Raw genomic sequence first — 21471 nt, forward strand, 5'->3', positions numbered from 1 at the left:
CCCTTACGCGTCAACAGGCTTGCCGTTAGACTTGAATACGCGCTGTTTTTTGCCATCTTCGATAGCAAAGCCAACACGATCAGCCTTGTTGGTTTCAGGGTTCAGAAGCGCAACGTTAGAAGCTTGAATAGCCGCTTCTTTCTCTACGATTCCACCAGGAGTGCCCAGCATTGGGTTAGGCTTCTGATGTTTCTTCATCATATTGATGCCTGAAACAATCAGTTTGCCGTCAGCACGAACGGTTTGCACTTTACCGCGCTTACCTTTGTCCTTGCCGGCAATTACGATGACTTCGTCATCACGACGGATCTTTTTCATGACCTGCTCCCGTTAAAGTACTTCTGGGGCCAGTGAGATGATCTTCATGAACTGCTCACCGCGCAGTTCACGAGTCACTGGTCCAAAGATACGGGTACCGATTGGCTGCAGGTTTGCGTTCAGAAGAACAGCTGCATTGCCATCGAATTTGATCAGGGAACCGTCTGGACGACGAACACCTTTTTTAGTACGCACGACAACAGCGTTCATCACCTGGCCTTTTTTGACCTTACCGCGAGGAATTGCTTCCTTGACGGATACTTTGATGATGTCGCCAATGCCAGCGTAACGGCGGTGGGATCCACCCAGCACCTTGATACACTGAACTCGACGGGCGCCGCTGTTATCAGCGACTTCGAGTTGACTTTCTGTCTGGATCATTGCTTATTCTCCAAGCCCAAACTGCAGACGGGTACTCGCCAGCTTTCACAAAAACAACCGTTCCAGAAACAGCCGGAACGGCCATTAATCACTCAAGCCCAAAGCACCGTAGCCTTAGATCTGAGTAGCACGCTCGTCAATAGATACAAGCGTAAACGTCTTGCTCTTTGACAGAGGACGCGTCTCTTTGATGGTTACAACGTCACCCATACGGCAGTCGTTGTTTTCATCATGAGCGTGCAACTTGGTGGACCGCTTAACGATTTTACCGTAGAGCGGATGTTTTACCCGGCGCTCGATGAGAACAGTGACGGTTTTATCCATCTTGTCGCTCACGACCTTACCGGTCAGGGTACGGACCTTCTTGTCTTCAGCCATCTTATGCTCCTGCCTTTTGGTTCAGGATGGTTTTCACACGAGCGATGTCGCGCTTAACCTGCTTCAGCAGATGGCTCTGACCCAGCTGGCCAGTAGCTTTCTGCATACGGAAGTTAAACTGATCCCGCAGCAGAGAGAGCAGCTCAGTGTTGAGCTCCTCTACAGACTTTTCACGCAGTTCAGCAGCTTTCATCACATTACGCTCCGCTTAACGAAGGCAGTTTCCAGTGGCAGCTTGGCTGCAGCAAGAGCAAAAGCTTCACGAGCCAGCTCTTCGGACACACCTTCCATCTCATAGAGAACGCGGCCTGGTTGAATCTGGCACACCCAGTATTCCACGTTACCCTTACCTTTACCCTGACGAACCTCAAGAGGCTTACCGGTGATCGGCTTGTCAGGGAAGACGCGGATCCAGATTTTACCGCCACGTTTAATGTGACGGGTCATGGCACGACGAGCCGCCTCGATCTGGCGAGCTGTTATACGTCCACGACCGATTGCTTTCAATGCGTATTCGCCGAAGCTAACCTTGGAGCCGCGGAGTGCCAGACCACGATTGCGGCCTTTTTGCTGCTTACGAAATTTCGTACGCTTAGGCTGTAACATTTCCGCGCTCCTTAACTCTTAGCTTGACGCTTCTTAGGGCGACGAGCTGGCTGTTCTTTATCTTTGGAAGGCTCAACAGTTGGCGCCATGCCACCGATAACCTCACCTTTAAAGATCCAGACCTTCACACCCAGAATTCCGTATGTGGTCAGTGCTTCATAATGTGCATAATCGATGTCAGCACGCAGGGTGTGCAGAGGCACACGACCTTCACGGTACCATTCAGTACGCGCGATTTCAGCACCACCAAGACGACCACTCAGCTGAACCTTGATACCCTTGGCACCCAGACGCATAGCGTTCTGTACAGAGCGCTTCATGGCACGACGGAACATCACACGACGCTCCAGCTGGCCAGCGATGCTCTGAGCTACCAGCATGGCATTCAGTTCAGGCTTGCGGATTTCTTCAATGTTGATGTGCACAGGCACGCCCATCATTTTGGACACAGCCTGACGCAGCTTCTCAACGTCTTCACCCTTCTTACCAATCACGATACCTGGACGGGCAGTGTGAATGGTTACGCGAGCGCTTTGAGCTGGACGCTGAATTTCAACATGGCTTACAGAAGCATTTTTCAGCTTCGCTTCAATGAAACTGCGCACCGCCAGGTCAGCATTCAGCTTGTCAGCGTAATCGCTGCCATCTGCAAACCAGACTGAACGGTGGGGCTTTACGATGCCCAGGCGAATTCCATTAGGATGTACTTTCTGACCCATCTGACCGCTCCTTAGACCTCTGCAACCTTAACCGTAATATGGCAAGACCGCTTCAGAATGCGATCAGCACGACCCTTGGCACGTGGACGAATACGCTTCATAGTCATGCCTTCGTCAACGAAGACAGTGGAGACTTTCAGCTCATCGATATCCATGCCGTCATTGTGCTCAGCGTTTGCAATAGCAGACTCAAGCACTTTCTTAACCAGAACTGCAGCTTTTTTCGGGCTGTAGCTCAGGAGATCCAGGGCTTCGCCAACTGCCTTGCCGCGGATCTGGTCAGCGACCAGACGCGCTTTCTGGGCAGAAATGCGAGCGCCTTTATGCATAGCAGCAACTTCTTTCATTTCTATACCCTCTTAGCGCTTCTTGGCCTTCTTGTCTGCTGCGTGTCCGCGATAAGTACGGGTTGCAGCAAACTCACCCAGCTTGTGGCCAACCATGTCTTCAGTAACGAAGACTGGTACGTGCTGACGACCGTTGTGAACAGCCAGAGTCAGACCAACCATAGTTGGGATAATCATGGAGCGGCGAGACCAGGTCTTGATCGGACGCTTGTTGCCGCTTTCAGCCGCTTCTTCAACCTTCTTCAGCAGGTGAAGGTCGATAAATGGGCCTTTTTTCAATGAACGTGGCACTATCGTATCCTCTCTCTAGGCTTACTTCGCGCTGCGACGACGTACGATCATTTTGTCCGTACGCTTGTTGGAACGAGTCTTACGACCCTTAGTCGGAACACCCCATGGCGTCACAGGATGACGACCACCGGAAGTACGACCTTCACCACCACCATGTGGGTGATCTACCGGGTTCATGGCAACACCACGAACGGTCGGACGCACACCACGCCAGCGCTTAGCACCCGCTTTACCCAGAGAGCGCAGGTTGTGCTCACTGTTAGAGACTTCGCCCAGAGTGGCGCGACAGTCAGCCAATACTTTACGCATTTCACCGGAACGCAGACGCAGAGTAACGTAAGCACCGTCACGAGCGACCAGCTGGGCAGAAGCACCAGCACTGCGAATCATCTGAGCGCCTTTACCAGGCTTCATTTCTACACAGTGTACGATGGAACCCTGTGGAATATTGCGCAGAGGCAGAGTATTACCAGCTTTAATCGGGGCATGCACACCGGAGAACAGCTCATCACCAGCTTTCACGCCTTTAGGCGCGATAATGTAACGACGCTCACCATCCATGTACTTCAACAGGGCGATGTGCGCAGTACGGTTTGGATCGTATTCCAGACGCTCAACAACAGCTGGAATGCCGTCCTTGTTGCGACGAAAATCTACGATACGGTAGTGCTGCTTGTGACCACCCCCGCGATGACGGGTTGTGATACGACCAGCATTGTTGCGACCACCAGTCTTGCCTTTCTTTTCCACCAGAGGCGCGTATGGACGGCCCTTGTGGAGGTCAGGGTTAACTACCTTGACAACGAAGCGGCGACCTGGAGAAGTCGGCTTGCATTTGATAACTGCCATTCTCTAGCTCCTTATTCCGCGTCCGCGAAGTCAATTTCCTGACCCTGCTCCAGGCTGACGTAAGCCTTTTTCCAGTCTGAGCGCTGGCCCATACCGAAACGAGTACGCTTAGTCTTGCCCTTAACAACGGCAGTCCTGACAGCTTTAACGCTGACTTCAAACAGCTGCTCAACAGCTTTTTTGATTTCGAGCTTGGTTGCGTCCTTAGCTACCTTGAAGACGTACTGGTTGTGCTCTTCAGCAACGACAGTGGCCTTCTCGGAAATGTGCGGACCAAGCAGAACTTTAAAAATACGTTCCTGGTTCATCCCAGCATCTCCTCGAACTTCTTGATGGCAGACACGGTCATCACGACTTTCTCGTGAGCAACCAGGCTAACCGGATCAATACCCTGCACGTCACGAACATCCACGTGAGGAATGTTGCGAGCGGCCAGATAAATGTTCTGATCCACTTCATCAGCAACGATCAACGCGCCGTTAGCGTTCAGTTCATTCAACTTGGCAACAACCAGTTTGGTCTTTGGAGATTCAACAGCGAACTGCTCAACCACCACCAGACGCTCCTGACGAACCAGCTCGGACAAGATGGAGCGCAGCGCTGCGCGATACATCTTCTTGTTCAGCTTTTGAGCATGATTCTGTGGTTTGGCAGCAAACGTCTTGCCGCCCCCGCGCCACAGTGGGCTGCGGATAGTACCGGCGCGTGCACGACCGGAACCTTTTTGACGCCAGGGCTTACGACCACCGCCACTTACGTCGCTGCGGTTTTTCTGAGCTCTGGTGCCTTGACGCGCACCTGCCATGAATGCAACAACAGCCTGGTGAACCAGGGTTTCGTTGAATTCAGTGCCAAAAGTCACGTCTGAGACCTGAACGGCATCTGCACCGTTTACCTTCAGTTCCATCGTCTAATCCCCTCAGGCGCCAGCTTTAACCGCAGGTTTAACGATAACGTCAGCACCGGTAGCACCAGGTACTGCGCCCTTAACCAGCAGCAGGTTACGCTCGCCATCAACACGAACGATTTCCAGGGACTGTACGGTCACTTTCTCAGCGCCCATATGCCCAGCCATTTTCTTGCCCTTGAAGACTCGACCTGGAGTCTGACACTGGCCGATAGAGCCAGGTGCACGGTGAGACAGAGAGTTACCGTGAGTCGCGTCCTGCATACGGAAGTTGTAGCGCTTGATTACGCCCTGGAACCCCTTACCCTTGGACTGACCAGTAACATCTACTTTCTGACCCTGCTCAAACAGGTCTACACCGATAACGTCGCCAGCTTTGTATTCAGCGTCAGCGTCGATACGGAATTCCCAGAGACCAGAACCAGCTTCAACGCCTGCTTTGGCGAAGTGGCCAGCTTCTGGCTTGCTGAGACGGCTGCTTTTCTTGCTACCAGAAGTAACCTGAATTGCAGTGTATCCATCGGTTTCCAGGCTCTTAACCTGGGTAACGCGGTTTGGATCTACTTCAATTACGGTAACTGGTATAGAAGCACCGTCTTCGGTGAAAACACGGGTCATACCGCGTTTCTTGCCGACTAATCCAATAGTCATTTCAACCTCTCTCGTGTACGGGGCTATTACCCACTATGGCCGCTCACTTCAGAGCTGTTACACAAAAGTGTGCACACTTTGATGGAGAGCCCATGGCCTCATTAACCGAGACTGATCTGCACTTCAACACCGGCTGCCAGATCCAGCTTCATCAGTGCGTCTACAGTTTTTTCGGTGGGCTCGATAATGTCGAGAAGACGCTTATGGGTACGGATTTCATACTGATCACGAGCGTCTTTGTTGACGTGTGGAGAAATCAGAACCGTAAAACGTTCTTTTCGGGTTGGCAGAGGGATTGGACCACGCACCTGCGCACCAGTTCTCTTCGCAGTATCAACGATTTCCTGCGTAGACTGGTCAATCAGGCGATGGTCAAAAGCCTTCAGGCGAATACGAATTTGCTGCGCCTGTGAGGACTGCTTTGATTGTTGGCTCATTTTGTTCTAACCATGGCATCTATAAAGAACAAAGTCTGATGAACTATGTCACCTAGACAAAAGGACGCGAAATTCTACTAACCACAAAACCTGCTGTCAACACAAGCGTTCAAACAAGTTTTTGTTATATGGAAGAGCAGAATGTCATTTTATCTGGCGGGCATTATAGAGGTCGGTCGAACATCATTTATATTGTGGATTGCTGTAACCTGGCATAGGTTCCTTTGCAAAATACCGCAAATCCCCCCAGGCACAGTCAGCACTAATCGCGGAAGATGCCGTAGTGCACTCGACTAGCGACTCAACTCGCCTGTTTATCCAGCTTATTGGGAAGTTCCAACCATAACCCGATAAAGAGCTGCAAAATACAACCGTGAACACTACCTCTTATGGGCAACATAACTTTTATATATAGTAGGGCGAAAGTGTCATTATAATGCCCGATATTAATTTCGGCTTTCTCATCAAAACGGTATTTACGGCCTCACTTCATGCCAAATCCACTACTCAAACTCTGGTTAGCGTTCTGCGCACTGCTACCGCTTGGGATTTTTCTGCTGATCGGCGCCAGCTATAAACCACCAGAGACTCTGCTGTATTGGCCCTGGATTCCATCCCTGGATATTCCGTTTTCGCTCCGCCTTGATGGCCTCAGCGTGTTGTTTGCCAGCCTGATCAGCGGCGTCGGTTTTCTGGTTCAGCTCTACGCCATTGCCTACATGAAACCCTATAAAGGCCGCGCAGCGTTCCACCTGTATCTGACCCTGTTTATGCTGGCCATGCTGGGATTAGTACTGGCCGACAATCTGCTGCTGCTGTTCGTATTTTGGGAATTAACCACACTCACGTCTTATTTGTTGATTGGCTTTAACCACGAGAAAGAAGGATCACGCAAGAACGCCCTGCAAGCCATGCTGGTCACCGGCACTGGCGGTCTGGCGATGCTGGCCGGCTTGATTATGCTGGGTGAAATGGCAGGCACCTACAGTATCAGCGCCATCATCACCCAAGGGGCTTCACTGGCTCAGCAGCCATGGTTTACCCCATCACTGCTACTTATTCTGCTTGGCGCATTCACTAAATCGGCACAGTTTCCTTTTCATTTCTGGCTACCGGGCGCCATGGCTGCCCCCACCCCCGTCAGCGCCTATCTGCACTCATCCACCATGGTAAAAGCGGGCGTATACCTGCTGGCGAGACTGCTGCCCGTGTATGGCGATAGCACGTTATGGTTCACACTGCTGTGCAGTGCCGGTGCCTTCACTGCCCTGTGGTGCGCCATACAGGCCTACCGCCAGACCGACTTAAAGCTGATGCTTGCCTTCAGTACCAATGTCATTCTTGGCCAGCTGGTCATGCTGATTGGCATCGGCAGCAGTTATGCCGTCACTGCTGCACTACTGTTGATTGCCGCCCATTCCTTTTATAAGGCCGGGCTATTTATGGTGGTCGGCAATATCGATAAAGCCACCGGCACCCGTGAATACCATGAGCTGGCCGGCCTGCGTGCAGTACTGGCCATCAGCTTCACCGCCGCTTTGGTAACCGCCGCTTCCAAGGCTGGCCTGCCGCCATCGTTTGGTTTCCTGTCCAAGGAATACCTCTATAAAGCAGGTCTCGAATTTGGCTGGGTGCTTTCCGGCACCATGCTGCTGGCTAATGCCATTATGGTCGCTCTGGCATTGCTGATCCTGATCAAACCTTTTTTAAAACCTCATCACCCAAAAGCTGCGCCGATGAAAGCCGTTGAGCATAATCAGCTGCTGTGGTTACCACCCATCGTTCTGGCGCTGCTGTCAGTTATTGTGCCGGTGGCCCTGCTGAACTGGTATCAGGGTGTGATAATTGATCCTGCCGCCTCGGTGATGCTGGCAACCCCTCAGGTGAAAACGGTCAAACTCTGGGAAGGCTTAAATCTGCCACTGCTGTTAAGCGCACTCACGCTGTTACTTGGTATTCTGCTCTATGTCGCTTATCCACGTTTGAAGCCACGACTCGACCAGCTCCTGTCTGGGTTGCCCTCCGGACCAGCGGTTTACCAGCACCTGCTGAATGCAGTGATTAAACTGGCGAACTGGCAAACCCGTGTGTTGCAGCATGGCCACCTCACCCAATACAGCCTGCAGTTCTTCCTGGTGCTGCTGGCTTTTCTTGGAACAGTACTCTGGCAAATACACCCACTGCCCTCTATTGAATGGGATCTGTATTACTACGACGTCGTACTTGCGGTGTTTCTGGTCATCGCCGCTTTTGTGGTGGTTAAAGCCCGTACCCTGTTATTGGCGGTTGCCGCACTTGGTACGATCGGTTTTCTAACCACCATGGTGTTTCTGGTATACAGCGCACCGGATGTTGCCAAAACACAGCTTCTGGTCGAAACCCTGCTGGTCGTCTTTATCGCCATCGTGTTGCGCCACTTATCCGCTGTCAGCTCTGTCCCCCGGCATTCAACCTCTCGTCGTATTATTCACGCCTGTGTTGCTGCTGGTATCGGTATCAGCATCACTCTGGCGCTGTGGATTATTACTGCCGTCCCCATGAATCAGGAAATCTCCGAGTTCTATGCCCAAACCAGCGTCAGTGGTGGTAAGGGACGCAATATCGTCAATGTTATCCTGGTGGACTTCCGCGCTTTCGACACCCTTGGTGAGGCCGTTGTGGTGGTGATTGCCGGACTGGCCGCCGTCGCCGTATTGGCCGGTAAACGGATTAACAAGCTGGTCTCTGAAACCGACAAGGAGCACCGTTAATGTCATCGATTATTTTTCGTACCAGTGCTCATTTCGTCACGGTGCTGATGCTGGTGTTTTCTGTCTATCTGCTGTTGCGCGGCCACAACAATCCAGGCGGTGGGTTTATCGCAGGTCTTATTGCGGTGATTGCCTTTGCCCTGTTAATGCTGGCCGAAAATATTGACTATGTGCGCGACCGCCTGGTCTACCCACCAGCGGTCTTTGCTGGCGCCGGTGTGTTAATCGCGCTTCTGGCCGGACTGCTGCCACTGTTCTTTGGGCAGCCTTTTCTCTCCGGTCTGTGGTGGGGCAAAATCGGCAGCCCGCTGTTGTTTGACATCGGCATCTATCTCGCAGTTATTGGCTCCGTGCTGATGGTTCTACTGAATGTGGAAGAGGAGTTAAGTTAATGGAATTTCTCTGGTGTCTGGTCGTTGGCTTGATGACTGCCTGTGGTGTTTTCCTGATGCTGGAACGCCATATTGTGCGCTTTCTGTTCGGTATGATTCTGGTCAGTAATGCCATTAACCTGGCCATTTTTGTCGCCGGTCGATTAACCCGCGGCAATCCACCGCTGATTGCCAGTGACGCTTTACTCCCTGCTGCCGGTTACGCGAACCCACTGCCTCAGGCACTCATTCTTACGGCTATCGTGATCGGTTTCGGTCTGCTGTTATTCACCTTATTACTGGCCTATCGCGCCATCAAAGAGCTTGGCACTGCTGACATGGATAAAATGCAACACGCGGAGGCCGAGCAATGACGCATTGGCTGCTGGTTATGCCTATTTTTATTCCGTTGCTTACCGCAACGGCCTGCGCCTTCAGCTTTCGCGCCCGTTCACTGTCGTCTGTGATCAGTTGGTGCGGTGCAATCGCTAATCTGTGTGTCGCCGTATTGCTGATGCAACAGGTTATCTCAAACGGACTGCAGGTGACGGCCTTCGGGGACTGGAAAGCCCCCTTCGGTATTGTCTTTGTTGCCGACCTGCTGTCCGCCAGCATGGTATTGATTACTGCCATTATCGGTATCGCCATTGTGCTCTACAGCACCGCCGATTTGCGCAGCAAACCATTCTATGCCATTTACCACAGCCTGATTCATGCGCTGCTGGCCGGTGTTATGGGCAGCTTTTTAACCGGCGACATCTTCAACCTCTATGTGTTTTTTGAAGTCATGCTGATTACTTCATTTGGTTTGATGGTGCTGGGTGCGAATAAAGAGCAAGTGGATGCGGCGGTGAAATACGTCGTACTCAACCTGATATCCACCATGGTTTTCCTGCTGGCCATCGGTCTGCTTTATGGTGCTACCGGCACATTGAACATGGCTGACCTGCACGCCAAAGTTGCGCAGCTGCCGGACACCACCATGATGCTCATTTCCGGGCTGTTTCTCTTTGGTTTTGCCATCAAAGCATCGGCGTTCCCGGTCTTCTCCTGGCTGCCAGCATCCTATCACCATCTGCCCAGTGCCATCGTTGCCCTGTACGCTGCGCTGCTGACCAAGGTTGGCGTTTACGCCTTGATGCGTGTCTTCACCATCGTGTTCGACCTGGTGGCCAGTGGTTACCAGCCGTTGCTGATTGTGATTGCCGGCCTGACCATGCTCACAGGTGTTCTCGGCGCTGCCAGTCAGTTCAATATTAAACGTATATTGTCGTTTCATATTATCAGTCAGATTGGGTATATGCTGATGGGGCTGGCCATCTATACACCGCTGGCCATTACGGGGGCGATTTTCTACATCATCCATCACATTATTGTTAAGGCTAACCTGTTCCTGATTGGCGGCTTTTTGAAACGCAAACAGGGCAGCGACAACCTGCGTGAGCTGGGTGGTGCCTATAGCGCCATGCCCTGGCTGGCGCTGCTGTTTTTGATTCCGGCTTTTTCTCTGGCCGGCTTTCCACCACTGTCCGGTTTCTGGGGCAAGTTTCTGGTGATCAAGGCGGGCCTGCTCACTGAAGACTATCTGCTGGCAGCAACCGCATTATTTGTTGGTCTGATGACCATTTACTCAATGACCAAAATCTGGGCGGAAGCGTTCTGGAAGCCTCTGCCGGAGAATGCAGCAGCACCAGCCTCTCTGACGTGGAAGGAAAACTGCCTGTACATTACACCTATTGCGGTACTGGCGGTGATTACCGTTCTGATCGGTTTGATGGTCGAGCCCATTTATCAGCTGGCAGAAACCTCCGCAACCAACCTTCTCAACCCACAGCCTTACATTAATGCTGTGCTTGGCAGCGACAGCACTCCCTACGCTGCGCAGCTATCCGCACCTTCTTTATCAGCAGCACCTGCGGGAGGAATACAACAATGAACTTGTTTTTATTAAACATTCTCCTGGCGTTTGGCTGGATGCTGCTGAACGGCAACTACGGCAGCACCGACTTTACCATTGGTTTTGTGGTTGGCTTTTTTGCTCTGCTACTGACGGAGCCGTTCCGGAATAAACCCAATTATGGGCGCAAGTTCTGGGCAGCCCTGAAACTGCTGGCGGTCTTCCTCTACAAACTGCTGACCAGTAGCCTGCAGGTAGTGTGGGATGTCATCACCCCGACTCACCTGAGTCATCCGGCCATCATCAACGTGCCACTGGAGGTAGAGTCTGACTTTGAGATTATGTTATTGGCCAATATCGTATCGCTGACGCCGGGTTCACTGAGTCTGGACGTCAGTGAAGATCGTAAGTATCTGGTCATACATGCCATGTTCAGCCAGGACGAGCAGTCGGTGATCGACGACATTAAAGAAACATTGGAACGCCGCATTCTGGAGGTGACCCGTGACTGACATTATGGCTTTTGCGACTAACTTCGCCTTTGCCGGTTTGTTAGCCGGACTTGCCCTGGCATTCATCCGACTGTGCAAAGGCCCCTCACTGGCCGATCGTGTTATCGCCCTGGACCTGATCGCTTTTATCACCATTGGTTTTATTGGCGTCTTTACCATTTACAGCAACGCCACCGCATTTATGGATATAGCCATTACTCTGGCACTGGTTGCGTTTCTCAGTACGATTGCCTTTGCCCGCTTTATTATGCGCGTGCCACTGAGTCAGTCGGATGCAGACTCAGGCTCAAACTCAGGTTCAAAGCCAGGAGAAGAATTATGATGGAGTGGGTGGTCGCCAGCTGTTTAATCGTCGGGGTACTGTTCAGCTTTTTCTCTGCGCTGGGTATTTTACGAATGCCCGATGCCTATATACGCATGCATTCGTCTACTAAGGCGGGCACCATCGGGGTTGGCTTGATTATGGTGGCTGTTGCGCTGCACTTTCACGATACGTCCGTCATTTCACGGGCAATCGGCATTATCGCATTTATCCTGATGACAGCCCCTGTCGCAGCACAACTGCTGGGTAAATCGCTGTTGATGAATAATTACAAGATGTGGCGTGGGCATCAGCAGGATTAATTCTTACTGTCTGCTGGCCTGCAACTGACAACGCTCCCATGGTCATCATGGGAGCGAGAAAACTTCCAGAAAAAGAAGCAGGAGCAAAGAACCCTGAAAGCAGGTTCTCTGCCCTGTAAACTCAAAACGCTGCCTGCTCTGCTCCCCGGATGATATTTACGTTCTTAAGAAACTGCTCCATCCCCTCCTGTTGGACCAAAGCAGCAACGTCACTGGTCAGTCGACGACGCCAGTTCGGGTATTCCTCACAAGTTCCCGGAACATTCACCGGCGTATCCAGCATCATGCAGTCTTCCAGCTGAATAACGGTAATCAGTGCATTGGAGCGAACCAGATAATAATGCAGACGCTCCATCAGCTCGCGGGAAAAGGCCATGGTCTCCATCCGCTCAGGATCCATACCCGGTGGTAGTTCACCAATATCAGCCAGCGTGTTCAGCAGTGCCACCTTGGCAGCGTGACGCTCATTCTTTTCCCGCTCACAGCGCTCTTCATCATAAGTGCCCAGCTCACGCCACAGGTCCAGATCCAGACAGTTCCACCAGGCATTCAGCGTAGGAATGTCATGATTGGACATGCAGGCCAGCGTTCTGCCCGGATAATCCACTGGCGCGGTAAACCGATCCTCTTCCAGCTTCTCAAATAGCCCTACGGTGTTGGAGTAGAATTTTGCTGGCGGCAGGCTTTCTGAAATTTCTTCCGGTACCGTGCCGAGGTCTTCACCAAACACCAGACTCTGATGGCGCTGACTCTCCAGTTTGATAATGCCCAGCAGGTCCTGAAGCGGATAGCGAACGTAACACCCGAAGTCTGCGGTCTTGCCGTTTGGACACCACCACAGTCGCAGTAATCCCATCACATGGTCAATGCGCAATGCGCCACAGTGATCCATATTGGCGCGAACCATCTCAATAAATGGCTGGTAAGCGGATGCTTTCAGCACTTCGGGATTGAATGGTGGTAAACCCCAGTTCTGTCCCTGCGGGGCAACACCATCAGGCGGCGCACCGACACTGGCATCCAGACAATAGAGTTCACGATCGGACCATACATCCGCCCCACCACTGTCAACGCCAACCGCCAGGTCACGATAGAGTCCAACCATCATGCCGGACTGCTGTGCAGCCTGCTGGGCATCTTCCAGCTGACCATCGGCCACCCACTGAAGCCAGGTGTAAAAAAGAACCCGCTCTTTATGTGCTTTGGCAAAAGCCTTGGTTTCTGAGCTCTCCGGATTCTGCAGAGACTCTGGCCAATGGCGCCAGCCCCAGGCATGGGCACCCTGCTTAAGATGATGCTCAAAGAGCGCATCATAAAGCGCCTGACGATCCAGACTCCCACCCCGGGTTTTGCAGAATGCCTTGAACTGCTTACCTCGTTGGGTCTTGGCTTTCAATTCTCGACTGACAAAGGTGTCATAGAGCTTTTCCAACACCGCCATCTTCAGCTCAGCCACTGCAGGATAATTCACATGGGTTGCAGACCTGGCTTCGGACAGTTTGGCTTGAAACGCCTGATCATCCATCAATCGGCGGGCATCATCACTGAACTCAAACTCCGCAACCGCTTCTACATCGATATAAAGAGGGTTCAGGAAGCTCCGACTGGAAGGACTGTAAGGGCTGCAATGCTGAGGCCCCGCAGGGTACAGCGCATGAATGGGGTTCAATCCCACAATATGAGCGCCTTTTGCAGCCAGTGCCGTTACCGTTTCCTTAAGATCGGTAAAATCCCCCATCCCCCAGTTTCTTGCGGAACGCAGCGTGTAGAGCTGAATGGCCGATCCCCAGATTTTCTGGCCTTTGGCCAGTGCTTCCGGTTCATAGCAGGTTTCTGGAGCAATGATCAACGCGCAGGTTTCAACGCCTTCGGGCTTTTTATCGCCCTTCTTCTTTTTTACCGCCTGCAGTTGCAGCTGATGATAACCCTCTGGCAGATCATCAGGCAGGATCGCATTGATCCTGACGATGGTTGTCCGCCCATGTTTATTGCGAGCCACCTCTTTGTACTGCCCTTCTTTTCCAGAGAGCTCCAGTAGTCGCTGTTTGCCATTTTCCAGAGTCAGGTTCAGCTTGATCGTATCTTTCAGCTTACTGGCCGGTAAGTGCAGCTCCAGTTCAAAAGGGCTGCCTTTGTGCAGCACAGCAACACCGGGTAAAATGGATTGCCAGCGCTGTTTTTCAACGTCTTCAATCTGCTGGTCAATCAATTGATCGGAACCCAGCTGAAGGCCCATGGCCTCAAGCATTGGAATCATTTTCTCAACGGGAACCTTAACCGGATTACCAGCCCAGTCGTTATACTCCCCACTCAGGCCATAGCATGCGGCCAGGCGCTCAATCCGTTGCATATCCACTGTTAAACTCTCTCCCTCTTCTTTTATAAACTCGTCGTATTCAGGTTCTTCAGAATGGTAAAGCCGACTGGTTAAAAATCGGTGACACGGGTGCGGCGAAAAGCCAGGCCATCGGCATCAAAGAGATGACAGTTCTCTGCCGGCAGCTTCAGTGTCAGTACATCGCCTTCATGACGGGCCTTGGAGTCTTCAACCCGGACGGTCAGGCTTTCACGGATATCTGGATGGGAGAAATAAATAAACGACTCCGTTCCCAGGCGCTCAAGCGCTGAAACCGTTCCCTCAATGGCATTACCCTGAGACTCAACCAGATGGATATCCTGAGGACGTATCCCCAAAACCACTTTATCGCCTGCTTTGCCGCTGACTGCATTAACGGCAACCGAGATTTCACTGCCGGAGTTCAGTCGCACCCGGCTGAACTCCTCACCACCTTCCAGTAAGGTGCCATCAAAGAAGTTCATCTTGGGAGAGCCGATAAACCCGGCAACAAAAATATTTCTCGGGTGGTGATACAGCTCAAGAGGAGCACCCACCTGCTCAAGGTTACTTTCTGCACCGTCAGCCAGAGGGCTCAGCACCACCACTTTATCCGCCAGGGTCATCGCTTCTACCTGGTCATGGGTTACATAAATGGAGGTAGTTTTGAGACGGCGATGCAAACGGGCCAACTCCTGACGCATCTGCACCCGCAGTGAAACATCCAGATTAGACAGCGGCTCATCAAACAGAAACACCCTTGGCTCCTGAACAATGGAGCGGCCAATGGCTACACGCTGGCGCTGTCCACCAGACATAGCTTTTGGCTTGCGATCCAACAGGGGCTCCAGCTGAAGAATCCTGGCCGCCTCATCGACTCGCTGGTCAACGGTCTTTTTGTCCGCTTTTGCCAGCTTAAGGCCAAAGGCCATGTTTTCCCGTACCGTCATATGGGGATAAAGCGCATAAGACTGAAATACCATGCCGACCTTACGCTCATTGGGCGGCATATCATTGACACGCTCATCACCAATAGAAAGGTCACCTTTAGTAATTTCTTCCAGGCCACAGATCATGCGCAACAGCGTGGACTTACCACAACCGGATGGCCCAACAAAGGCCACAAACTCACCATCCGCAATGGAGAGATTCACGTTTTTCAGAACCCAGGATTTTCCCTGGTCATAACTTTTGCTGACATCGACCAGAAATACTTCAGCCATTCTTTTCACTCCCACCCAGCCAAACGACATTGGCTCAATGTATTTAGTAATTGGTTACGGTGACCTGGGAGCCTGTCGGACTTAATCGACCGTAGCGAGAAAAAGTTCGGTTTGAGCCAGTTTTTATGCTGATTTGAGGCGAATAGTGGTTCTATTCAACGAAAAGCAGCATAAAAAATGGCCAAATCCGGCTTTTTCGCAGTAGGTCTGTGTTAAGTTCGACAGGCTCCTATGATCTGGACCACCGTTTGAATTCTTATCCCTTAACGCCACCTGCCGTCAGACCGCCGACAATCCAGCGCTGGGACAACAGGAACACCAGGGTAATTGGCAAGCCGGACAGCACCGAGGCTGCGGCAAAGTCACCCCAGAGGTAATTCTGTGGATTCAGGTACTGACGCGAGCCAACTGCCAGGGTTAACTTATCCACATCCTGAAGGAGTACTGATGCCACCGGGTATTCACCCACAGAGGCGATGAAAGCCAGAATAAAGACCACCGCCAGAATCGGAACAGACAACGGCAGCAGTACATATCGAAATGCCTGCCAGGGCGTCGCACCATCGATAGCGGCAGCCTCTTCCAGGGAACCATCGATACTCTCGAAATACCCTTTAATCAGCCAGATATGCAGAGTGACACCACCCAGAGAGGCAATCACCACCGCACCATGGGTATCCAGCCCCAGCCAGGGCACATAGTTCCCAAGGGTGTTAAAGATGCTGTAGATCGCAACCAGGGCCAGTACCGCCGGGAACATCTGAAAGATCATCATAGCGGTCAGCATATGTTCACGAAAACGGAAGCGGAAACGGGCAAATGCATAAGCGCCGGTTGTGGATAACATCAGAATCAGCGTAGAAGAGATGACCGCAATCTTGATGGAGTTCCACAGCCAGGTAAGCACCGGAAATGGCGGTAATGAAATACTGCCGTCCGCATTGGTCCAGGGAATACCAAACGCCAGGGACCAGTGCTCCAGTGTTGGGTTTTCCGGGATTAAACTGCCCGTTGCAAAGTTACCTGTGCGGAAAGACACGGAAATGATCATCAGAAAGGGCAGCATGATCATCAGAATAAACAGGATCAGAAATATCCGGGTTGCCCAGACACGGTATTTCAGGTTTTTTGGTTGTACCATTGCCATAACCGCCCCCTTAACTCTCCTGTAGTTTCTTGGTGGCCCGCAGGTTGAGCCAGGAAATAACACCCACCATCAGGAAGATAATGGTGGCAATGGCGGATGCCAGACCGAAGTCCTGTCCATATTGGCCAAAGGCGATCCGGTAGGTGTAGCTGACCAGCAGATCGGTTGATCCCGCAGGTGTTGTTGCCCCAATCATGTCTGGTCCACCGCCAGTGAGTAGTTCAACCAGTACAAAGTTGTTAAAGTTGAAGGCAAAGGCGGCAATCAATAAAGGCGTCAATGGTTTAATAATCATTGGCAGTGTGATGCGCATCAGGTTATCCACAGGACCCGCACCATCAATCGCAGAGGCTTCATACAGATCATCTGGAATTGCCTTCAGCAGTCCCATGCAGAGAATCATCATGTAGGGATAACCCAGCCAGGTATTCACGATCAGCAGCATGGAACGGGCAAGCCCTTCATCACTGAACCGCTCTGGACGAAGGCCAAACAGGGCATTCAGCACCATATTGATTTCACCAAAGGTAACTATTCAGCACCCAGCAAAGGCGTATTGTTGTAATTTCGAACCGCTTTAAGAAGCGCCTGAAATATGTTCAACCCCTGCTTTTTAGCAGATGATAAATAGCTTCGGATTCGGGTAAACATGGTACCTCCGTCTTCGCTTCTGAAGCAGCCTGAGATCTTCTGCTGTAACTATTCAGCACCCTTCATATAAATCTGGAATTGTAACTATTCAGCACCCTTCATATAAATCTGGAATTTTCTGATTTTTCGACCATCATCTTATACTCAATTTTTCTAACAAATCTCCAGTATGGAACCAGACTTCCCAGCTACTCCGTTTACCGAAGCTCTCCTTAAAGAGAATGAAGAGCTTCGGACCGAGAATGCGCTTTTACGGGAACGTTGCAGCGAACTGGAAGAAAGGGTTAATAAAAACAGTCAAAACAGTAGTAAGCCACCATCGTCAGATGGTTATCAAAAGCCCAGTAAAAAAGGGAGTGATAAAGGTGATACATCTTCCAAAGAAGCCCCCTGCTCCTCACAGGAAACACCGAACCCCAAAAGCCTTAGACCATCTTCAGGCAATAAACCAGGTGGCCAGAAAGGTCATCAAGGCTCTTGTTTGAGACGTGTCGCCTTACCCGATTATGTCAGGCATCTGAAGGTTGAAAAATGTTGCTGTTGCCAGTCTTCGCTTATCGATATTAAACCCACCAAATACATTGAGCGACAGGTTTTTGATCCAGGTAGACCCGGAGAATTTGAAGTTACCGCGTACTGGGCAGACGTTAAAGTATGTCCTTGTGGTAAACGGAACACCGCTGAGTTTCCCCAAGGAGTGAAAGCCGCTGCTCAATACGGAGAAGTGACTCAGGCAATGGCTGTTCATTTAAACCAGTATCACTTCATCCCATATCACCGGGTGTCTGAGTATTTCAATACTATTTATTGCATGAGTGTCAGCGCAGGCTCTGTTGCCAATTTTGTTGCCTATACCCATGAGAACCTGGCCTCTACTGAGCAGAGTATCCGCGATGCTTTACAAGAAAGTCCGGTTGCAGGAGCGGATGAAACTGGCATGCGGGTTGACGGTTCACTGTGGTGGTTACACATTATGCGAGATGACCAATGGACGCTTTACTACCTCTCAGAAAGGCGAGGTTGTGAAGCAATGGATGCAATGGGCATCCTGCTGACTTTTGCAGGCATTCTGGTTCACGATCATTGGAAGTCCTACTTTGCCTATGCGGCAGTGCATGTGCTTTGTAATGCCCATCATCTGAGAGAGCTTCAGGGAGTTGTCGATAGGGATGCGAATAAGCTGGCTCTGCGGCTGATGAAATTGCTTACGCTCTCCTGGCACTTCTGCAAGAAATACAAAGCAGCCGGTCTGACTCAAATGCCTGGTGCAATACAGCTTCGCATTGAGACGATATACGACCAAATCCTTCAAAGGGCTCTCACGAAGGAAACCGCTTATATGGAAAAACAACGACAGGTGCTTGGACGTAAGAAGGTCAGGAATACCAAGGCCTACAACCTGTTCAAAAGGCTTATTGAGTTTAAGGTTGAAACGTTGCGCTTCATGTCGGACTTTTCAATTCCCTTCGATAACAATGGCAGTGAACGTGATGCCAGGATGGCCAAACTTAAGCAGAAGATCTCAGGCTGCTTCAGAAGCGAAGACGGAGGTACCATGTTTACCCGAATCCGAAGCTATTTATCATCTGCTAAAAAGCAGGGGTTGAACATATTTCAGGCGCTTCTTAAAGCGGTTCGAAATTACAACAATACGCCTTTGCTGGGTGCTGAATAGTTACAACTCAATAAGCCTTTTGAACAGGTTGTAGGCCTTGGTATTCCTGACCTTCTTACGTCCAAGCACCTGTCGTTGTTTTTCCATATAAGCGGTTTCCTTCGTGAGAGCCCTTTGAAGGATTTGGTCGTATATCGTCTCAATGCGAAGCTGTATTGCACCAGGCATTTGAGTCAGACCGGCTGCTTTGTATTTCTTGCAGAAGTGCCAGGAGAGCGTAAGCAATTTCATCAGCCGCAGAGCCAGCTTATTCGCATCCCTATCGACAACTCCCTGAAGCTCTCTCAGATGATGGGCATTACAAAGCACATGCACTGCCGCATAGGCAAAGTAGGACTTCCAATGATCGTGAACCAGAATGCCTGCAAAAGTCAGCAGGATGCCCATTGCATCCATTGCTTCACAACCTCGCCTTTCTGAGAGGTAGTAAAGCGTCCATTGGTCATCTCGCATAATGTGTAACCACCACAGTGAACCGTCAACCCGCATGCCAGTTTCATCCGCTCCTGCAACCGGACTTTCTTGTAAAGCATCGCGGATACTCTGCTCAGTAGAGGCCAGGTTCTCATGGGTATAGGCAACAAAATTGGCAACAGAGCCTGCGCTGACACTCATGCAATAAATAGTATTGAAATACTCAGACACCCGGTGATATGGGATGAAGTGATACTGGTTTAAATGAACAGCCATTGCCTGAGTCACTTCTCCGTATTGAGCAGCGGCTTTCACTCCTTGGGGAAACTCAGCGGTGTTCCGTTTACCACAAGGACATACTTTAACGTCTGCCCAGTACGCGGTAACTTCAAATTCTCCGGGTCTACCTGGATCAAAAACCTGTCGCTCAATGTATTTGGTGGGTTTAATATCGATAAGCGAAGACTGGCAACAGCAACATTTTTCAACCTTCAGATGCCTGACATAATCGGGTAAGGCGACACGTCTCAAACAAGAGCCTTGATGACCTTTCTGGCCACCTGGTTTATTGCCTGAAGATGGTCTAAGGCTTTTGGGGTTCGGTGTTTCCTGTGAGGAGCAGGGGGCTTCTTTGGAAGATGTATCACCTTTATCACTCCCTTTTTTACTGGGCTTTTGATAACCATCTGACGATGGTGGCTTACTACTGTTTTGACTGTTTTTATTAACCCTTTCTTCCAGTTCGCTGCAACGTTCCCGTAAAAGCGCATTCTCGGTCCGAAGCTCTTCATTCTCTTTAAGGAGAGCTTCGGTAAACGGAGTAGCTGGGAAGTCTGGTTCCATACTGGAGATTTGTTAGAAAAATTGAGTATAAGATGATGGTCGAAAAATCAGAAAATTCCAGATTTATATGAAGGGTGCTGAATAGTTACCACCAAAGTTCTGATTGAACAATCCCCGGAAAATCAGAATGGAGATAAAGGCGGGTACGGCGTAAGGGAGAATCAGAAACAGTCGATAGACGCCATTGCCTTTCAACGGCTCCCACTGCATCAGACAGGCCATCAGCAGGCCAACGGCGAGCGTGAAAACCACGGTCAGTGCAGAAAACGACACTGTCCAAACAAATATCTTAAGGAAAGGCTCCTGAACCCCTTCATCGGTGGTTACCCGAATAAAGTTGTCCCAGCCTGTGTAAACAGTAAAACCGGGAGAAAGGCGCTCACCATGCTCATCGATATAAAAGCCAGTGGCATGATCCGGTGTCAGTACTGCACCACTTCGACTGTCAATTAATGTGTCGTTTTCTCCCGCCTGATAAACCGGTGCAATCGCTCCAAAGGAACGTAAACCCGTCATGGCCAGACCGGTTCCATCGGGCAGTGTTATCTGAACTTTCTTCAAACCCTGCCGAAGCTTGATCAATGCTTTGATCGCCAGTTTTTCACCCACAGGCTCTGATGAACCATCAAGGGTCGTAACCTGAATAGCGTCCACCCCTTCGGCGCCCATCAGGTAAAAATCTTCCGTGGTATAGGAATGCTTATTGTCACCTTTGCCCTGCAAGTTCAGCTGATAACTTTCTCCGTTTTGATAGAGGGAGAAGCCATAACTGCCACCGCCAGTTTCATAGGTTTTGGCAAGGTGAATCTCTTTAACCCGCTGCAGACTCAACAGGTTGGTAGAACTGTAATTGGTAAAGGCGATATTGACGGTATAAATCAGTGGGAAGACCACAAAAACCAGTACGCCAACCAGGGCAGGAAACACATAGCGGTAACTGTACGCCTTACTGCTGAGAAAAACCCAGTTAGCCGTCGCCGTAATAATCAGCACCAGCAAAGCAAAGGCCATCTCTCCCTGGGCATACATCAGGGTCACGCCGTATAAAAGAAGCAGGTTAATGGCTGCTACCAGCGCCCATTTAAGGCCATTGCCGATTCGGTTGGTGCCGCTCCCCAGCACAACATCACTCATTGAACACTCCA

At 50.9% G+C, this 21471-nt stretch carries 26 protein-coding genes and 1 pseudogene; 8 read left to right on the top strand and 19 right to left on the bottom strand.

What is annotated here, in order from left to right; all coding sequences use genetic code 11:
- Positions 1-3: 3 nt before the first annotated feature.
- The 13 genes from rplX to rpsJ all read right to left on the bottom strand — a co-directional run bounded on the left by rplX (position 4) and on the right by rpsJ (position 5884).
- Complete coding sequence (gene rplX / locus ACOCLE_RS16735) at positions 4-318, bottom strand: 50S ribosomal protein L24 (protein ID WP_066014876.1); 315 nt, start codon at positions 316-318, stop codon at positions 4-6.
- Between the two features lie 12 nt (positions 319-330).
- Positions 331-699, bottom strand: coding sequence for a 50S ribosomal protein L14 (gene rplN, locus ACOCLE_RS16740; RefSeq protein WP_066014875.1), 369 nt, complete (start codon positions 697-699; stop codon positions 331-333).
- Positions 700-813: 114 nt separating this feature from the next.
- Positions 814-1077 (bottom strand): 30S ribosomal protein S17, encoded by a 264-nt coding sequence (gene rpsQ / locus ACOCLE_RS16745; RefSeq protein WP_066014874.1) that lies wholly within the window; start codon positions 1075-1077, stop codon positions 814-816.
- 1 nt (position 1078) lies between these two features.
- The gene (gene rpmC, locus ACOCLE_RS16750) at positions 1079-1270 is read right to left on the bottom strand and encodes a 50S ribosomal protein L29 (RefSeq protein ID WP_020582408.1); all 192 of its coding nucleotides are present in this window, start codon (positions 1268-1270) and stop codon (positions 1079-1081) included.
- The gene (gene rplP, locus ACOCLE_RS16755; RefSeq protein ID WP_020582409.1) at positions 1270-1683 is read right to left on the bottom strand and encodes a 50S ribosomal protein L16; all 414 of its coding nucleotides are present in this window, start codon (positions 1681-1683) and stop codon (positions 1270-1272) included. The genes rpmC and rplP overlap by 1 nt, the downstream gene beginning before the upstream one ends.
- Before the next feature lie 11 nt (positions 1684-1694).
- Positions 1695-2402 carry a 30S ribosomal protein S3 gene (gene rpsC / locus ACOCLE_RS16760; protein ID WP_066014873.1) on the bottom strand — a complete coding sequence of 236 codons (708 nt, stop codon included), beginning with the start codon at positions 2400-2402 and terminating at the stop codon, positions 1695-1697.
- Between the two features lie 11 nt (positions 2403-2413).
- The gene (gene rplV, locus ACOCLE_RS16765; RefSeq protein ID WP_066014872.1) at positions 2414-2749 is read right to left on the bottom strand and encodes a 50S ribosomal protein L22; all 336 of its coding nucleotides are present in this window, start codon (positions 2747-2749) and stop codon (positions 2414-2416) included.
- A gap of 12 nt (positions 2750-2761) precedes the next feature.
- Complete coding sequence (gene rpsS / locus ACOCLE_RS16770; RefSeq protein WP_066014871.1) at positions 2762-3040, bottom strand: 30S ribosomal protein S19; 279 nt, start codon at positions 3038-3040, stop codon at positions 2762-2764.
- A 21-nt stretch (positions 3041-3061) separates the two neighbouring features.
- A complete protein-coding gene (rplB, locus tag ACOCLE_RS16775) occupies positions 3062-3889 on the bottom strand; it encodes a 50S ribosomal protein L2 (protein ID WP_066014870.1) in 828 nt (275 codons plus the stop codon).
- 11 nt (positions 3890-3900) lie between these two features.
- Positions 3901-4197 carry a 50S ribosomal protein L23 gene (gene rplW / locus ACOCLE_RS16780; RefSeq protein WP_066014869.1) on the bottom strand — a complete coding sequence of 99 codons (297 nt, stop codon included), beginning with the start codon at positions 4195-4197 and terminating at the stop codon, positions 3901-3903.
- The gene (gene rplD, locus ACOCLE_RS16785; RefSeq protein WP_419533427.1) at positions 4194-4796 is read right to left on the bottom strand and encodes a 50S ribosomal protein L4; all 603 of its coding nucleotides are present in this window, start codon (positions 4794-4796) and stop codon (positions 4194-4196) included. The genes rplW and rplD overlap by 4 nt, the downstream gene beginning before the upstream one ends.
- 12 nt (positions 4797-4808) lie before the next feature.
- Positions 4809-5447, bottom strand: a complete 639-nt coding sequence (rplC, locus tag ACOCLE_RS16790; protein WP_419533428.1) for a 50S ribosomal protein L3 — start codon at positions 5445-5447, stop codon at positions 4809-4811.
- Between the two features lie 101 nt (positions 5448-5548).
- The gene (rpsJ, locus tag ACOCLE_RS16795; RefSeq protein WP_066014867.1) at positions 5549-5884 is read right to left on the bottom strand and encodes a 30S ribosomal protein S10; all 336 of its coding nucleotides are present in this window, start codon (positions 5882-5884) and stop codon (positions 5549-5551) included.
- 491 nt (positions 5885-6375) lie between these two features.
- Here rpsJ and mbhE point away from each other — a divergent pair, with 491 nt between their 5' ends.
- From mbhE to mnhG, 7 genes are read left to right on the top strand one after another with little or no spacing between them, the layout of a single operon-like run.
- Positions 6376-8634 carry a hydrogen gas-evolving membrane-bound hydrogenase subunit E gene (gene mbhE, locus ACOCLE_RS16800; protein ID WP_419533429.1) on the top strand — a complete coding sequence of 753 codons (2259 nt, stop codon included), beginning with the start codon at positions 6376-6378 and terminating at the stop codon, positions 8632-8634.
- On the top strand, positions 8634-9026 hold the full coding sequence (locus ACOCLE_RS16805) for an MnhB domain-containing protein (protein WP_419533430.1): 393 nt from the start codon (positions 8634-8636) through the stop codon (positions 9024-9026). Before mbhE ends, ACOCLE_RS16805 begins: the two co-directional genes overlap by 1 nt.
- Positions 9026-9379 carry a Na+/H+ antiporter subunit C gene (locus ACOCLE_RS16810; RefSeq protein ID WP_020582418.1) on the top strand — a complete coding sequence of 118 codons (354 nt, stop codon included), beginning with the start codon at positions 9026-9028 and terminating at the stop codon, positions 9377-9379. Before ACOCLE_RS16805 ends, ACOCLE_RS16810 begins: the two co-directional genes overlap by 1 nt.
- Positions 9376-10941: a proton-conducting transporter membrane subunit gene (locus ACOCLE_RS16815; protein WP_419533431.1), complete on the top strand. Its 1566-nt coding sequence runs from the start codon at positions 9376-9378 to the stop codon at positions 10939-10941. The genes ACOCLE_RS16810 and ACOCLE_RS16815 overlap by 4 nt, the downstream gene beginning before the upstream one ends.
- A complete protein-coding gene (locus ACOCLE_RS16820) occupies positions 10938-11414 on the top strand; it encodes a Na+/H+ antiporter subunit E (protein WP_020582420.1) in 477 nt (158 codons plus the stop codon). The genes ACOCLE_RS16815 and ACOCLE_RS16820 overlap by 4 nt, the downstream gene beginning before the upstream one ends.
- Positions 11407-11736 (top strand): cation:proton antiporter, encoded by a 330-nt coding sequence (locus ACOCLE_RS16825; protein WP_020582421.1) that lies wholly within the window; start codon positions 11407-11409, stop codon positions 11734-11736. The genes ACOCLE_RS16820 and ACOCLE_RS16825 overlap by 8 nt, the downstream gene beginning before the upstream one ends.
- Complete coding sequence (mnhG, locus tag ACOCLE_RS16830; RefSeq protein ID WP_419533432.1) at positions 11733-12038, top strand: monovalent cation/H(+) antiporter subunit G; 306 nt, start codon at positions 11733-11735, stop codon at positions 12036-12038. Before ACOCLE_RS16825 ends, mnhG begins: the two co-directional genes overlap by 4 nt.
- Before the next feature lie 121 nt (positions 12039-12159).
- Here the strand turns inward: mnhG and malQ are convergent, their stop codons facing one another.
- The 4 genes and pseudogenes from malQ to ACOCLE_RS16850 form a co-directional block, all read right to left on the bottom strand.
- The gene (malQ, locus tag ACOCLE_RS16835; RefSeq protein ID WP_419533433.1) at positions 12160-14388 is read right to left on the bottom strand and encodes a 4-alpha-glucanotransferase; all 2229 of its coding nucleotides are present in this window, start codon (positions 14386-14388) and stop codon (positions 12160-12162) included.
- A gap of 77 nt (positions 14389-14465) precedes the next feature.
- Complete coding sequence (locus ACOCLE_RS16840) at positions 14466-15596, bottom strand: ABC transporter ATP-binding protein (protein WP_419533434.1); 1131 nt, start codon at positions 15594-15596, stop codon at positions 14466-14468.
- 256 nt (positions 15597-15852) lie between these two features.
- A complete protein-coding gene (malG, locus tag ACOCLE_RS16845; RefSeq protein ID WP_419533435.1) occupies positions 15853-16743 on the bottom strand; it encodes a maltose ABC transporter permease MalG in 891 nt (296 codons plus the stop codon).
- A gap of 10 nt (positions 16744-16753) precedes the next feature.
- Positions 16754-17269: pseudogene (locus tag ACOCLE_RS16850) on the bottom strand (ABC transporter permease subunit); the annotation flags it as partial.
- Positions 17270-17563: 294 nt separating this feature from the next.
- Here ACOCLE_RS16850 and tnpC point away from each other — a divergent pair.
- Positions 17564-19069, top strand: coding sequence for an IS66 family transposase (gene tnpC / locus ACOCLE_RS16855; RefSeq protein ID WP_419532963.1), 1506 nt, complete (start codon positions 17564-17566; stop codon positions 19067-19069).
- Here the strand turns inward: tnpC and ACOCLE_RS16860 are convergent, their stop codons facing one another.
- Together ACOCLE_RS16860 and malF are read right to left on the bottom strand one after the other, a co-directional pair.
- Complete coding sequence (locus ACOCLE_RS16860) at positions 19070-20326, bottom strand: IS66 family transposase (RefSeq protein WP_419533436.1); 1257 nt, start codon at positions 20324-20326, stop codon at positions 19070-19072.
- A gap of 63 nt (positions 20327-20389) precedes the next feature.
- Positions 20390-21460 (bottom strand): maltose ABC transporter permease MalF, encoded by a 1071-nt coding sequence (gene malF, locus ACOCLE_RS16865; protein WP_419533437.1) that lies wholly within the window; start codon positions 21458-21460, stop codon positions 20390-20392.
- Positions 21461-21471: the final 11 nt, after the last annotated feature.

Source organism: Endozoicomonas sp. (assembly GCF_965196975.1).
Classification (GTDB): domain Bacteria; phylum Pseudomonadota; class Gammaproteobacteria; order Pseudomonadales; family Endozoicomonadaceae; genus Endozoicomonas.